The organism is Hymenobacter koreensis, assembly GCF_039541855.1.
GTDB classification, from domain to species: domain Bacteria; phylum Bacteroidota; class Bacteroidia; order Cytophagales; family Hymenobacteraceae; genus Solirubrum; species Solirubrum koreensis.
In genome coordinates, this window is record NZ_BAABHA010000010.1 from 57,660 (window position 1) to 71,936 (window position 14,277).

The following is a 14,277-nucleotide window of genomic DNA, read 5'->3' on the forward strand; positions in this document are numbered from 1 at the left end:
AAACCGAAGGAGTCGGATGAGCCAGAAGACGTAACGGGCCACCAACTGCAGTTGGCCAGGCTCATTCTGCTGTCATTGCTTCCACTTGAGCTTTGCAATGACAGCAGAATTACCGTGCACAGATGCCCTTATAGGAACACCACTGGCATACGTTCAAATCGTCCGTCTTCCGAATCGGCTCTTTGGGGTCGAGCATGCGGTCCACGAAGCGGGTGAGGACCTCTCGACTAGCCTGCTCGAACGACAGTTCCCCGGCAGTCAGGAAGGACAAATCGGCTTCCAGCGGCGACGGGTCGGGGCTGCGCAGGGGCACAATGGCGGCTTCGGCAGCGGCGAAACCGCGCTGAGCCAGCATGAGGCGGTAGAGCCATAGCTGCCGGACCTTATCGGCCCCGCCGCCGGCTTCCGACACGAGGCGTTCGAAAGCCTCTTCCGGGGTGCGCTTGCTGCGGGCGCCGCCCATTAGGTTCAGCGAAGCGCCATGCACCGAGCCGGTTTTGTAGTCGATGATGCGGCGGCGGCCGTCGGGCAGCTCGTCCACGCGGTCGGCAAAACCGATGAGGTGCACGGCCACCCGTTCGCCATCTGCGGTTTCCACCGTAACGTCGCCCACGAGGCCTTCTTCCAGGCCCACTACGCGCAACGGCCCGTCATTTTCAATTTGGGTTATGAGCGAATCGAGGTAACGCTGTACCAAGTGGCGGCCCACGCCGCGCAGCACGTGGTTCAGGCCTTCGTCGGGCAATTGCTGGCGGGGCTTGTCGGTTTCTGCGCCGTCTTCCAGGGCCAAGCCACGTTCGAGTAGATCGGGTACTTGGGCCTTAAAGCTCACAATATCCTCGGCAGTAATGGGGCGCTTTTCGGCCACGAAGGGCTGCATCAGGTGCTCCAGTACGTAGTGCACAGCCGTACCGAATACGTCGGCCCCCAGATCCTCTTCCACGCCTTCCTGCTCCTTGAACTTGGCAATGCGCGAGAAGTAAAATTGCAGCGAACAGGTGAGAAACTGGTTCAGGCCCGAGGCCGACAAGCCGCGCTCCAACACGCCGCGGATGGCGCCGCGCATTTCGGCGTCCTTTTCCAGCACCAGGTCGCCTTCAAACTTCTGGTTGCCTTCGGAGCCACGGGCCACTTCGCCGCCCATTTCGCGGCCGTCGGGCGTTACGGTGGCCGAGGCAACCAAATCGAGCACCTCTAAATTGGGATTTTGAGCGGCTAAATCGTTCTGAATTTGAAGCAGGAAGCGGCTCCGCTCGCCGGTGCGCACACCTTCGGCGCCGGGTAAAATATGAATCAGATCGACGCGGCGGGCGCGTTGCAACAGGCGCCAGAACTGGTGGCTGGTGCCGGCTTCGTGGTCGGCGTAGGTGGGCAGGCCGTAGCGCGTGAGCACGTCGTAGGGGAACAAGGAACCGTTGCGTTTGGGTGCGGGCAGAATGTTCTCGTTGCAGCTCAGAATGATGATGTGGTCGAAATCGAGGGCGCGGGTTTCCAGCAAACCCATGATTTGCACCTGGGCAATGGGTTCCCCCGAAAACGGCAGGCGGGTGCGGCCCATTTGGTCGTACAGAAAACGGCGGAAGGAGCGAACGGACGGGCGGTGCTCCCGGCAATCGAACGCAGAATCGAGCTGGCGCACGAGGGTGTAGAACAGGTACAGGTACTCGGCCTCAATGGCGGTGTGCTCCTGCCGGTACACGTCGCGCAGCAGCTCAATGACCTCGTAACAGGCTTTTACCACGTCGTCGCAGTTGCGCCAGGGCCTGAACAGAGCTTCCACCAGCGGGTGGTGCCGGCCCAACTCCCGCAGCTCGTGCTCGGAGAGCAACACGGCGTTGCGCTGCACAATCTGGCGGCAGATGTCGTCCAGAATCCCGTGAAACTGTGCTTGCTCAGGCTGCTGATCGAGCCAGTTTTCGTAGCGGCGCAGGAAGGGGTGGGCCAGCAGCTTGGTGACCGTGAGGTGATGGTAGCGACGCACGCCGTAGTCGGGGCCGGCTTCGCCCTCGCGCACGCCCGTCAGGTGGACCTCAAACAGCAAATCGATGAGGTTGAACAGGGGCGTGCTGCGGAAGCTCAGGCCCATGGTTACGTTGAACTGCGGCACCTGCTCGGGCGGCAAACCGTGCAGCACGGGCAGCAGCAGGGTTTCGTCGGGCAGCACCACGGCCACCGAGGCGCCGGGGTTGCGTTGCAGGCTTTCGACCACCAACTGCCCGGCTACTTTGCCCTGCATGGAGTTGTTGGCCACGCCAATCATGCGCACGGTGCGCGGCAGGGTGCGCAGCAATTCCTCGGCGCCGGTATCGGCAAACCCAAAGGCGGTGGGCGCTAAATCCAGCGAATCGGCGAGGCGGCGGAAGGGCAGACCGGCGCGGTTCGGCGAGTCGCCGTCGAGGTAGAAACGGTCGGTATCGAAGCGGACTTCGGCCTTTCGCTCCTTCAGCAGCAGCTTAAGCAAGCGCCGCTCGGCTTTCGATAGAATGCCGAGGCCGAGGAACACGTGCTGCGGCACCAGTTCGGGCGTGTCGCGCAGGCGGTCCTGCAGGCGGTTCACGGCCAATCGGTAGGCCAGGCCGGGGTAGGCGAGGCCCTCGGCTTTCAGGCGGCGACGCAGGCGGGTGTACACGTTGCCGAGGTCGTCCCAGAACCGGAACCACGCGGCCACGCTGGGCGTGGGCGGCGTGTCGGTCAGGTCCCAGCGCTCCAGGGCCTTGGCTTCGGAGAGGTACTCGAAGAGGCTGGCGGGGTCGGCCAGGTTTTGGTCGAGGGCCGAAAAGTCGTTCAGCAGCAGCGCCGACCAGCCCGTGAACAAATCGAAATCCAGCTTCGGGTCGATTTCGCGCAGGATGTCGAAGAGCAGCAGCTGCAGGGCAATTGGCTCCTCCACCTGCACGCCGGCCAGCTCCACCATGTAGTCTTCCATGGCCGCCACGCGCGGGCTCCACACGGCCTCGCCCAGCGGCGCGGCCAGGGCCAGCTCGTTTTTCAGGTACACCACGGCTCGGCGCGTGGGCACCACCACCACCAAATCCGACAGCTCGGTGCCGGTGAAACGGCGCAGCAAATCCTGCGCAGCCTGGCGCAGAAAGGGTTGCAGGGCGGTGTCGTTGGTGGCAGTAAGCAGCGGGGCGGGAGCAGGGGCGGTGTGGGGCGTCATCAGAGGTAAAGATAAGGCCGCATTACCTTGCAGTAAACCTGGGAAACCATCCAGAACCCACCAGAGTAAAGTGCCGATAGGCAGTTGTCGGATTAGATAAGTATTAAATAACGTATGATTCGGGTAATTGTAGGTTTCCTGTTACTGGTTATGGGTTGCGGTACAGAAGCCCAGCAACAAAAAACCGCTCAGCCCCCGGTGTTACGACCCTCGGCCGAGGAAATTCGCGTGTACAACGACCTGCTGAATGAACTGGTGGAGGAGCGCTTGTACAACAGGTATTTAGGAGCCCATGAAAGGCGAATCTCGAAGGCGTATGCTGCTGCGTTTTACGAAAAAACAGACACCACAGGCTTGCAACAGGAAATTGACAGCTTGCGCAACAACATTATTCAGCAGCGCACGAAGGCTTGCATCGTGTACCTGGATACCGTTTTTCGCCCATTTATTGAACCGTGGAAATTCTATGAATCCGCAAAGGTGGTCAGCATGATCAAGTGGGTGACTACCGATGCGCAAACCGCCGTAAGCACTTTGAGTACGGGTATGCCGGGGCTACAAAGTGAGGCCTTCCAACTGCGCGCAGCCCAGATAAAACCGGCCCAGGCATATAAAAAGGGCGCCATTGGCGAGTGTTTCATCGGGAAAGTCAGCGTTTCCAAACTCGTTTTCAACTCAGACTACACCCGGTGCCTGCTGGCCTACAATTTCTACTGCGGCGACAGGTGTGGCCGCGGAGAATTGGTGTCAGCCGAAAAGAGAAATGGCCGCTGGGTGATTGTGCAAGCGGAAGAGTGTTGGATAGCCTAGTCGTTGCGGAGTGGCTAATACATTTTTGGTAGGAGCCTGTGTTTTCCAAATGACCCTTACGCCGGCGTAAATGGGCTTAGAAGAGACGTAAGCCCCTTAGACGGCCTGTAAAGACCATCAGAAGGGACTTATGCACCGTTAGAAGCGGCGAAGCAACTCTTAGAAGATTAACGTGGCGTTTCAGAAAGAAAGTCTGCGGCGTTAAGCGTGTAAAACCGCACCGGGCCACCGTAGAACTCCGCCATGTGCTGAAACCGCAGCCCGCACTTTCCCAGTACGTGCTGCGAGGCCAGATTCTCCGGGCTCGTTACCCCCACAATCTGCTGCAAACCCAGCTCCCCAAACCCGTACCGCAGCACCGCCCGCGTCATTTCGGTGGCGAAACCCCGGCCCCAGTAAGCCGGGAAATACCTGTAGCCGACTTCGATGTGGCCCGAGGTTTCGAGGTGCTTGAGCACCTGAACGCCCACGAAGGCGCCGGTGCTTTTCTCGATGATGGCCCAGCGGCCGAGGCCGGGGAACCGCTCGTAATTGGTCAGGATTTCCTCTACGTACTCGCGGGCACCCTCGTAAGTGCGCGGCGGAATGATGTAGCGCATCACGTCAGGGTCGGAGTCGAGGCGAAACACGGTATCGAGGTCGTCGAGCGTGATAGGGCGCAGGGCGAGGCGGTCGGTTTGGGGCAGCATCAGGCGAGGTTGTAAACGGCGGCCCAAGTGTCGGAAAGCCAGATTTCGGTGCCGGCGGGCAACTCGGTTACGGCGTCGGAAGCCAGGAGCAGGACGTACTCGGCGCGGTCGGCAGCGGCGTCGGGGCCGCGGTGCAGCTCTTCGATGGTGGCGGGCACGGTTAAGGATCCGGCGGCGAGGTGCAGCTCCACTTCCAGGTTGGCGTGAATGGGAAAGCGGCGCAGGCTGGTTTCGTGGGCGCTGGAAATGGCCAGCAAGCCCAGGCCGGGCAGGTGCAGGCTGGTTTCCACCACTAGCAGGAGCTGACTGGGCATGGCGCGGGCGTTATTGCGGCGCGACTGAGGCCGCGGCGGGGTTATCGAGGGCGTAAAAGCGTTGCTCGGCGCCGTAGAAGTGCGCCATGCGCTGGAAACGCAGCCCACATTTTTCGAGCACGCGCTGGGAATCCACGTTCTCGGGCGACGTAACGCCCACTACGCGGGGAAGCTGCAACTGCTCGAAGCCGTAGCGCACCAGGGCGCGGCCCATTTCGGTGGCGTAACCGCGGCCCCAGTAGGCAGGCAGCAGGCGGTAGCCCAACTCAATGTGCTCGGTGTTTTCGAGCGGTTTAAACAAGTGGATGCCCACTACCGCGCCGGTGGCTTTTTCCACGGTGAACCAGCGGCCCAAACCGGGCCAGCGGGTGTAGTCGGCGGCCATGTTGCGCAGGTATTCGCGCACCACTTCGGGGCTTCGCGGCGCGCCAATGTGGCGCATCACCTCGGGCTCGGTGTTAAGCAAGTAGTAGAGGTCGTAATCGGCCTCGGTAATGGGGCGCAGGGCCAGGCGGTCGGTTTCGGGCAGCTGGGGCATGGGCAGTAAAGCTAGCACGCCGGGTCGCCACATGCCAGCGGGCTGGGCCCGGCCAAAGGTGGGCTAACCCCAGCACAGGGGTTTCGTACTCCTGAGTTGTACCTACCCGCAACCAAAACTGCTATGAACCCAACTCAATTAAGCCGCGAGCTGCGCACCGCCCGTACCCCCGATTTAAACCGCCGCCGTTGGATTATCGGCCTCTCGCTGCTGGGCGTGGCGCTGGGGCAAATTGTGACGCTCTACCAAACCGGCATTATCAAGCACTTACCCGACCCACCCGTAGGACCCTTCGATTCCGACAAAGTGGACGCCTCCGACTACGCCTACAAACGCCTCGACACTCCCGACGCGGCCGGCATGATTATCACCTACGGCCTCACCACGGCCCTGGCAGCGGCCGGCGGCAAGGGCCGCGCCCTCAACAAGCCGTGGCTGCCCCTGGCCATGGGCGTTAAAATTTTCTCCGATGTACTGACCAACATGAAGCTGGCGCAGGAGGAATGGGCCGAAAACAAGGCTCTGTGTTTCTATTGCCAGCTGGCCAATGCGGCCTCTATAGCCTCGCTGGCCCTGGCCGTGCCGGAAGCCGTGCGGGCAGCGAAAAACTTGCAGAAGGGTACCGGTGCCAATAGCGTGGCGCAGGTGTAAATAGCCGAGCTATTTTGCATGTTGCGGCCCCGTCGCTGCCCCATGTGCGGGCCGGTCGGGGCTTTTCTCAACCGACTGCTACGGGTAAGCGAAAGGTGAACGAAACAGGTAAGCACATGCACTATCCATTCATTCAAAAGTTAGCGCAGCTGGTTGGTGTTCCATACCAAGACCCTGTTCTCAAAGAAAGAATGAAGCACGTCTCTATTCGAGGCCGCGTCGCGTTTTGTATTGTTTGTCTTGAAATTGCTATTCATAACTTGAAATTTTCCTCTCCAGCATCTAGGCACTTGTTAGCCAAATTGTGGGATTATGTTAGTAGCTGTCAGCTAGATATATGGCACGAAGAAATGGCGGAGTATTTACCCAGTTCTATCATAGAGACGGAACGTTTCCAGGAAGAAGACTTCGATGATTTAAGCGAGTATAACTTTGGGCAGCTGCGTAATTGGTACCAGACCCTGCCCAAGGGTGTTGTAGATATGATTGAATGCATTTTCGTAGTTGGCACCGTCAACCTCTACGGAGAAATTACAGGTTACAGTACCGAAACGCTCAAGCCGACGATGAGGGTCGCAGGTTTAATGCAGCAACTCAAGCTACCGTTGCCGGAAATAGCCCGATTCGAAAAATCCGCGTTTGCCGATTTTGACGGCTGGGGAAAACAAGTCGATAAAAGCTTTTTTGCCTTGGGTTAGCTCCCTTTATTAAGAGTCAGCACCCAAATTCCACCACTTCCTCCGTCTCAAAGTAATAGATAACCCCGCGCACATCGGCGTAGCCGAGGCGCTTGAACAGCTGCCCGTAGCGCTGCAGCAGCTCCTGGTGGCGGGGTTCGGGCGGGGGCACGCGGAAATCGAGCAGGGTAACGCGGCCCGGCGCCGGGCCTTCGTTCGGCTCGAACACAATGCGGTCGGGCTTGTAATCCTCGCGAGGGTGGCCGCCTACCAGAATCTCGCGCTCGGTTTCGGCAACCACGCCGGGGCTGAAGTAGTGGGCCATGCGCGGGTGGCGCACCACGCGGTGCAGCCGCTCCAGCAACTCGGGCTGCTCGCGCCGGCTCACCAGGCCCTCGGCCGTGAGCTGACCGGCTACGCGTACAGCATCGGTGGCCGTAATTACGCGCCGCAAAGCAAAGTGCAGCTTGCGGTTCCAGTCGCGTTGCCTTTCCTGCTCCGAGAAGTCAAATACCGTGGTGGCGTGGCGGCGCAGCCGCAGGCGTTGCTCCCAGTCGGCAGTATCCAGGTTGTGAAGGGCGAACAGGTTATCCGTGGTCAGCAGCGCCTTACTGGATTGCGGCGGCGCGGGGCTGCCCGGGCTCAGCACGTAGGTCAGCTGCTCGTCGTCCCACTGGCCGAGGTCGGAGAGGTAGCGGTGCAGCAGCTGCGCCACGTTGGTCGCCGGTGCCGTTTGGTCTTTTTTGCTGGCCGCGCCGTCGGGCCGTCGGCTGAGTATGTAAAGGCGGTGGCGCGGCCGGGTGAAGGCCACGTACAGCAGGTTCAGCGCTTCCACGAAGGTTTTTTCGCGCTCGGTGCTGTACTGCTCGGCCAGGGCGGTTTGGTTCAGGGCTTCGCGCTGCGTAACCACGGCCACGGGCGGCATGTCGGCAATGGGTCGGTCGTCCAGGTCGGGCAGGCGGCCCCAGAGGTACTCGCCGCGGCGCGGTTCCAGGCTCCAATCAGCAAAGGGCACAATCACTACGCCGTAGGCCAGGCCCTTAGCCTTGTGCACGGTGGTGATGGTAATGGCGTCGCGGCCGGCCGGGGCGTTAATGCTCAGGTTGCTTTTGCGCTGGTCCCAGTAGGTGAGGAAGTTGCCCAGGTTATTGCCGAAGCGCAGGGAATATTCCAGCGTCAGATCGAGGAAGCGGAACAAGTACTCGCTTTCCTCGCGGCGGTGCAGTAGCCCAAACAAGCCCATGAGCTTTTCGCTGAGCTCGTAGAGGTCGAGGTTGCCGGTTTGGCGTTCCTGCACGTCGTAGCCCAGGCGGCGCAGCTCGTCGAAGAAGGGGAGGGCGCGCTCTTCCTTGGCAATGGCGGCAATACGGCGGGCCCGAATGGGCGTGGGTGGCACGCCGCGCACCACTTTGTCTACCAGCAGCAAAGCTTCCACGCGCGCCAATGAATCGGCGGGTTGGTGGAGCACGCGCAAGATGGCCACCAGCAGGTTCACCACTTCGGCAAATTCCAGCGAGAGGGAGTCGGCCGAAATAATGTCGTAGCCGCGCTCCTTCAGAAACTTGGCCACGCGGCGGGACTGGTCGCGGCGGCGGCAGAGCACGGCTACGTCTTGGGGGCGAAAACCATCGGCTATGGCCTGCTCAATGAATGCCAGCGTGAGGTAGAGCGTGCTTTCCTCGTAAGGCAGTGTGTCGGTGGGCAGGTGGCCGGGCAAGGGCTCATCGGCGTAACGGCCTTCGGCCGGATGGTAAAGGCGGGCGGGAGCCTCGGGCTGGGTGAACAGCAGCTCCACGTGGGCTGCCTCACCCCCCCGGCCCCCCTCTCCTAAGGGAGAGGGGGGAGTCTGTTCCTCTTGCTGGTGCTTGTTGAGGGCGCTTTCAATTTGGAGTAGCACTTGAGGCAAGGCGTTCAACACTTCCTCGTTACGAAAGCGCACTACCCGGAAGCCTCTTTGCTCAAGGTCATGGGTGCGTCCGGCGTCGTATTCAGCTTGCGACGCGGCATCGTGTACCGAGCCGTCTACCTCCACCACCAACCAGTGTTCTAGGTTGACAAAATCGACAATAACCCCGCCTAGGCTATGCTGACGACGAAACTTATACCCGTTTAGCTGACGATTACGCAAGGCTTGCCACAGTGCGTCTTCAGCAGCGGTAGAATCCCGGCGCATCTCGCGGCTGAAATCACGAAGCTGTTTGTAGCTTTTTTCATCGGCCGTGTTCCAGTGCAGCGTTTCGTCATCATAACCAAGCTCACCAGGCTGTAGAATGCGTACGGTGTTAGAATGCTCCCCCTCTCCCCTAGGAGAGGGGGCCGGGGGGGGAGGCCCCGAGGGGCCGGGGGGTGAGGCTGGCCAGGTCTGCACAAACTCCGCGTCGTAAATGGCCTGCACGAGCGGCAACTGCGGGTGTCCCTGGCTAACGTGGGTGAAAAAGTCGTTGTTAAACTGAATGATTTGCGGGCCCGAGCGGAAGTTGGTTTGCAGCGAAGCCGGCTCCAGGGCCTGTTCCAGGGTGAAGTAACGTCCCGCCAGCAGGTCGCGGGTTTCCTCGTCCTGGGCTCGGTCAATCAGCGGCTGAGTTTGGCCTTGGTAGAGGCGCAGAATCTGCTCCATTTCGCCGCCGCGCCAGCGGTAAATGGCCTGCTTGGCGTCGCCCACGGCCAGGCTAAGGTTGCCGTTGGCCACGGCGTTTTCCACCAGCGGCAGCAGGTTGTTCCACTGCAGCTCCGAGGTGTCCTGGAACTCATCAATCAGCAAATGTTGGTACCGCTCGCCCAGCCGCTCGTACAAGAACGGCACCGGCTCGCGCAGCACAATGCTGGCCAGCCGGCGGTTGAATTCACCAATGAGCACCACGTTGCGCTCCTGGCTTACCTGTTGCACCGCTTTGCTCAGCTCACTCAGCAACGACACGTGAAACAGGTGCGGCAGCAGGCCTTCTATTAATATGTATTGGCTCAGAAAGCGCAGCCGCACCAGCGTCAACTCTTCGAAAGCTTCCTGCAACATGGGCTGCACGGCTTCTACGCGGCTTTTGTGCGGTTCTTTCTTACCGGTAGTGCTGCTCCACACGCCACTTTCGGCTACCTTTTGGGCAGTGGCCGTGGGCGTATCGCCGTCTTCCAGCCAGCGGTGCCAGTTCTTGAAGTGCGTGTACACACCCCGCTCGCCGCCGGCCAGCAAATCGGGCGTTACGCCGTGCTCGTCCAGCGCCGCCAGGGCGCGGTCGGCAATTCCTTTTACCAGCGCATCCAGTTCCTCGCGCTTCTGCTTGAGCGTGCGGTGCAGCACCCGAAACTCCTTCAGCTCCATTTGCTGCAGCTGCGCCACGGCCTCGTGCACCGATTCGTTGAGCAGGAATTTGCCGAAGCGCATCAGTTCATCGGGCAGGGTGTTCCAGCTGCGGCCTTCCTCGGCCTTGCTCAGGGCGTACTCCTGCAGGGTGCGCGTCAGAATCTGGTTTTCTTGGCCGCGGTTCACCTTGTCTAGCAGCAAGGCCACCGCCGCGTGCAGCACCGATTCGTCGTCGAGCTCTACCTCAAATGCGGCCGGCAAACCTAGCTCCCGGGTAAAAGCCTGCACCACGCGTTGCACAAAGGAATCGATGGTGCTAACGGCGAAATCGGCGTAGTGGTAAAGCACCAGCCGAAAGGTACGGGCGGCGCGGGTGCGCAGCAGGTTCTGGCGCTGCTCGGGCGTATCCAGCACGCGCGGCAATAGGCCGTCGGTAGCCATTTCTTCGGCTAGTTCGGCCAGCAGGGCCTCGGCTTTGGTATCGGTGCCGGGGTTAGCGAAACCGCGCAGCGCGCCCACAATGCGCTCCTTCATTTCGGCCGCAGCGGCGTTGGTGAAGGTTATGGCCAGCACCGTTTTGTAGTAGTCAGGCTCGTCGGAGCCCAAGGCCAGCCGCAGGTACTCTTTGGTAAGCTGATAGGTTTTGCCGGAGCCGGCCGAAGCCGAATAAATGCGGAAGGTATTGGGCATGTATGATGTAAGAAACGCTTGACAGGCTAAAATTAAGTGCTAATTTGACGGCCTATCTACTTTATATTCTAATGCATCGAAAGTTACTTGTAGGTACTATGTTGTTGCTGGCCCTGACCGGTATCATACTAGTTTGGCGCCGTCAACAAATACTCTGGACCGAGTTTGCTGAGCTGCAAGGGAGAGACTACCTTGATAGGAAATACGCTGAATTTGGCCGGGTAGGGAGTATGGATATCGTATTCCAAGACCCCAATACTGTTGATGCAGACAACAATTTCAGCTCTGAATACGTGGTCGGGATAAACTACTCATGGAGTAAGCAGCGCTACGAGCACCTCGTTGGAGTATTTGATCTAGACCCAAGGAAAGAGGCAGCGTTTGTTCAGGCGGCGGCTGCTCATTATCAATCCGATAGTACCCTTTTAGTTGTGATGTCGGCCATGGGAGATTCCACCGACGTAATGGTGGACCGCAAAACAAATCCCGCGAAACTTGATGATCTTCCCCCGGAATTTTTCGAGTACATGATGTGGCGGAGGGAACGGGTAATCTTCTCCAATGGAACGTTAAAAACACGCTTACTGGAGGAAATGAACCAGCACATGTTTTAGCGGTAGCACTTGTCCAAATAAAGTGGGCGTTTATCGTACGCTCATGTAACTGGGGTAATGCTACTAAGGCAACTGTACCACTGATAAAATGACGCAGAGCAGCAACGCAGAAGTTACTTTCCGCTGATTCGCCGTTTTACAGGTTGTCCTAAGCCGCGACGGAAGGAGGTCCTGCTTTCTGCGGGAGGGCGGCGAAGCACCTAAAGGGGCCTTTGCGGAATTCGTGTTTGCCGAGCGAAAAAAGGGCTTCTGGCGGCTAACCAAACGAATGGCATGGTGGCTGACTTGGTGGGCGTATCTGACAGCTAGTCTGGTGTTTATGGTGTTTCTGGCAATGTAAATGTTTGCATTTGCCACAAAAACCACACCTTAAACCCTTAATCTGAGCCGTTGAAACCTGGGCAAAAGCAGACCAGTAAAAAGTACCCTCCGTTCTTTTTCTAACCTTCTTTTTCCCAAAACATCATGGCTGATTCCCGCAATAATTACCGCAACGAAGACCGCGACGAACGCGGCCGTTTCCAGTCCTCGGATGACCGCGGCTACGGCCGTAATTCCGATCAGGATGATGACCGCCGCGGGCGCAATCAACACAGCAACCGCCGCCGCGACGAGGACGATAACGACCGTCGTGGAGGCGGATATGGTTCTTCCGGCAATTATGGCATGTCGGGCGGCTACGGCTCTTCCGAAGGCGGCTACTCCGGCCGTTATGGCAACGAAGACTACGGCTACGGCAGCGCCTACGGCTCCTACAGCCCCGAATACGACACCCGCTCCGACGACCAGTTCGAGCGCAGCAGCCGCAACCAATACTCCAGCGGCTACGGCAGCTACGGCCGCCGCTCCGACCAAGACGAAGACCACCGCGGCGGAAACCAAGGCCGCCGTTCTTCCTCCGATTACGGACCCGCGTATGAACGCGAACATCCCGGCGCCGGCATGGGCCGCGGCTACCGCTCCGACCTATTCGAAGGCCGCGGCAGCAACCAGGGCAACCGTCGCCGCGACGATGACGACGACCGCGACGACCGGCGCGGCCGCAACCAGTACAGCAGCGGTTATGGTAACCAAGGCCGCCGCAACGATGACGACGACCGACGCAACAGTGGCCGTAGTTCCTCCGATTACGGTCCCGCCTACGAGCGGGAGCACCCCGGCGCCGGTATGGGCCGCGGTTACCGCTCCGACCTATACGAAGGCCGTGGCGGCAACCAAGGCAACCGTCGCCGCGACGACGACGACGATGACCGCCGCGGTCGAAATCAGTACTCCGACAGTCGGCGCGACGACGATAACGACAACCGTGGCAATCGAGGCGGCCAAGGCGGCTACTTCGGCGACCCCGAAGGCCACGCCCGCAATGCCCGTGGCGGCCGGTAGTCCATTTGTCTAGAATTGCTCAAGTAAACTAAATCGGCCCGAGGCAAGTGCTTCGGGCCGATTTGTATCTGTACTACCAGGTAACGAAGCCTAACCCGGCAGGGGAGAGCGAAGCCGTTGCATCACCTCTTCCTCCACGCGCCGCGGCCGCTGCGTTTGCGGGTCCAGCAGCACCCACTGCGACTCCGCCTCGCACAGCACTGCGCCATCCGCGACCCGCTCGATGCGCGTGAACCGCTGCGACTGGGCGCCACGGTAGTCGCCAACCCAGGTTAAGGCGCGCAGTTCTTCGCCCAGGAAAGCCGGGCGGAGGTAACGCACATGGTGTTCCCGCACAATCCAGATGTATTGGCGTTGTTCGCTTTCGGAAATGGCGGCCTGCCAATGCGCACTGGCCGTGTCCTGCATCCAGCGCACATACACCACATTGTTGGCGTGGTTGAGCGCATCGATGTCGTCGGGGGCAACGCGAAAGGTGCGCGAAAACCGAAAGCTGGCGGGCGGTTCCGAAGGCAATTGTTCCTGCATACTCGTCTACTGTGTGCGTTATACCGCAGGAACGCTTTTGGTCTTGCGGGCCCATACTTTAGCCAAGTACGGCCGAACCTCAAAAGTCTGGCAGGAAGTGTCGCCGTGGTCGATGCTAACGGGACCTATTCGGTCGGCGGCCGCTTCCACTTGCTGCCGAAGCGTTTCGTTACGGCTTCCCATGCCGATTAGGCAGTTGTTCATGGCTTCTTTAGCACGGTTAGGAGCTACTGCTATGCCCGCTTCGATACGGGCAATGAACGGCTCAAAGAAACTATCGGGTAGTGCGGAGCTGCGCAAGGCCAGCCCGTTTAGCAAGCTGTACCCAATGCGCTGATGCATTTCTCCGGGGCTGCTTGTCCATTCCCGCACCTTGCCCTGCGCATACTGGGTGCCGCCTACCAAAGTAGCCAAGGCATCGGCCAGCATGTGGCAATGGGTATCAGCAGCCCAGGCATCTGCCGCAACTTCGGTTAGCTGGCGCGGATCGGCAATCATGGTAGCCAGCAGTTGCGCATCAAAATTCCGAGTAGCCCACAGTTGTTGCGCTAGGGCGTGGGCATGTGCAGCATCCTTGCCTCGGCCTGTCAACTGCTTCTTCAACTGACTGAAGTTGGCAAAGCTCACCCCAAACAGGTCGCCGCTGGCACCGTGGCGGCGGTAGATTTTTCGGTTCTGCTCGGTGCCAAGAGCTTGCAGCTGAGCGTAAATTTCCTCGAACGTCATAAGGCAATAAGTAGGGGCTTTTGGCAAATCCACCTAAAAATAGCGGCTGAACAGGGCAATAACCCCGTTAAGTATTCGAATGCTTTTGTATTCGAGCTGTTTGTTTTTCGAAAGTAAATTCTACCTTTACTGTGGTTTAAGGAAATATGCTTTCGTTCCACTACTGTGTATTCTCGTGCAGAATTTTTGAGTAGGGTCC

The 14,277-nt window shown here is 59.5% G+C and carries 12 protein-coding genes; 5 read left to right on the forward strand and 7 right to left on the reverse strand.

The window, feature by feature from the left end:
• Window positions 1-109 precede the first annotated feature (109 nt).
• The gene (locus ABD903_RS14130; protein WP_345225289.1) at window positions 110-3,160 is read right to left on the reverse strand and encodes a PD-(D/E)XK nuclease family protein; all 3,051 of its coding nucleotides are present in this window, start codon (window positions 3,158-3,160) and stop codon (window positions 110-112) included.
• Between the two features lie 114 nt (window positions 3,161-3,274).
• Between ABD903_RS14130 and ABD903_RS14135 the strand changes: the two genes are divergently transcribed.
• Window positions 3,275-3,970: a hypothetical protein gene (locus ABD903_RS14135; protein ID WP_345225291.1), complete on the forward strand. Its 696-nt coding sequence runs from the start codon at window positions 3,275-3,277 to the stop codon at window positions 3,968-3,970.
• A 167-nt stretch (window positions 3,971-4,137) separates the two neighbouring features.
• On the opposite strand, the gene ABD903_RS14140 is transcribed toward ABD903_RS14135, so the two are convergent.
• From ABD903_RS14140 to ABD903_RS14150, 3 genes are read right to left on the reverse strand one after another with little or no spacing between them, the layout of a single operon-like run.
• Window positions 4,138-4,659: a GNAT family N-acetyltransferase gene (locus ABD903_RS14140; RefSeq protein ID WP_345225292.1), complete on the reverse strand. Its 522-nt coding sequence runs from the start codon at window positions 4,657-4,659 to the stop codon at window positions 4,138-4,140.
• Complete coding sequence (locus tag ABD903_RS14145) at window positions 4,659-4,973, reverse strand: hypothetical protein (protein WP_345225294.1); 315 nt, start codon at window positions 4,971-4,973, stop codon at window positions 4,659-4,661. The genes ABD903_RS14140 and ABD903_RS14145 overlap by 1 nt, the downstream gene beginning before the upstream one ends.
• 10 nt (window positions 4,974-4,983) lie before the next feature.
• Window positions 4,984-5,511 carry a GNAT family N-acetyltransferase gene (locus ABD903_RS14150; protein WP_345225295.1) on the reverse strand — a complete coding sequence of 176 codons (528 nt, stop codon included), beginning with the start codon at window positions 5,509-5,511 and terminating at the stop codon, window positions 4,984-4,986.
• Between the two features lie 123 nt (window positions 5,512-5,634).
• Here ABD903_RS14150 and ABD903_RS14155 point away from each other — a divergent pair, with 123 nt between their 5' ends.
• Together ABD903_RS14155 and ABD903_RS14160 are read left to right on the forward strand one after the other, a co-directional pair.
• Window positions 5,635-6,162, forward strand: a complete 528-nt coding sequence (locus ABD903_RS14155) for a vitamin K epoxide reductase family protein (protein ID WP_345225296.1) — start codon at window positions 5,635-5,637, stop codon at window positions 6,160-6,162.
• 116 nt (window positions 6,163-6,278) lie between these two features.
• Entirely contained in the window at window positions 6,279-6,860 is a 582-nt protein-coding gene (locus tag ABD903_RS14160; protein WP_345225298.1) for a hypothetical protein, read from the forward strand.
• A gap of 16 nt (window positions 6,861-6,876) precedes the next feature.
• Here ABD903_RS14160 and ABD903_RS14165 read toward each other — a convergent pair whose 3' ends face one another.
• A complete protein-coding gene (locus ABD903_RS14165; RefSeq protein ID WP_345225299.1) occupies window positions 6,877-10,827 on the reverse strand; it encodes a UvrD-helicase domain-containing protein in 3,951 nt (1,316 codons plus the stop codon).
• Window positions 10,828-10,925: 98 nt separating this feature from the next.
• On the opposite strand from ABD903_RS14165, the gene ABD903_RS14170 reads away from it, so the two are divergent.
• Both ABD903_RS14170 and ABD903_RS14175 read left to right on the forward strand, forming a co-directional pair.
• Window positions 10,926-11,441, forward strand: a complete 516-nt coding sequence (locus ABD903_RS14170) for a hypothetical protein (RefSeq protein ID WP_345225300.1) — start codon at window positions 10,926-10,928, stop codon at window positions 11,439-11,441.
• 465 nt (window positions 11,442-11,906) lie between these two features.
• The gene (locus tag ABD903_RS14175) at window positions 11,907-12,824 is read left to right on the forward strand and encodes a hypothetical protein (RefSeq protein ID WP_345225301.1); all 918 of its coding nucleotides are present in this window, start codon (window positions 11,907-11,909) and stop codon (window positions 12,822-12,824) included.
• Window positions 12,825-12,914: 90 nt separating this feature from the next.
• Here ABD903_RS14175 and ABD903_RS14180 read toward each other — a convergent pair whose 3' ends face one another.
• Both ABD903_RS14180 and ABD903_RS14185 read right to left on the reverse strand, forming a co-directional pair.
• Entirely contained in the window at window positions 12,915-13,352 is a 438-nt protein-coding gene (locus ABD903_RS14180; protein WP_345225303.1) for an acyl-CoA thioesterase, read from the reverse strand.
• 18 nt (window positions 13,353-13,370) lie between these two features.
• Window positions 13,371-14,078 (reverse strand): DNA alkylation repair protein, encoded by a 708-nt coding sequence (locus ABD903_RS14185; protein WP_345225305.1) that lies wholly within the window; start codon window positions 14,076-14,078, stop codon window positions 13,371-13,373.
• Window positions 14,079-14,277 lie beyond the last annotated feature (199 nt).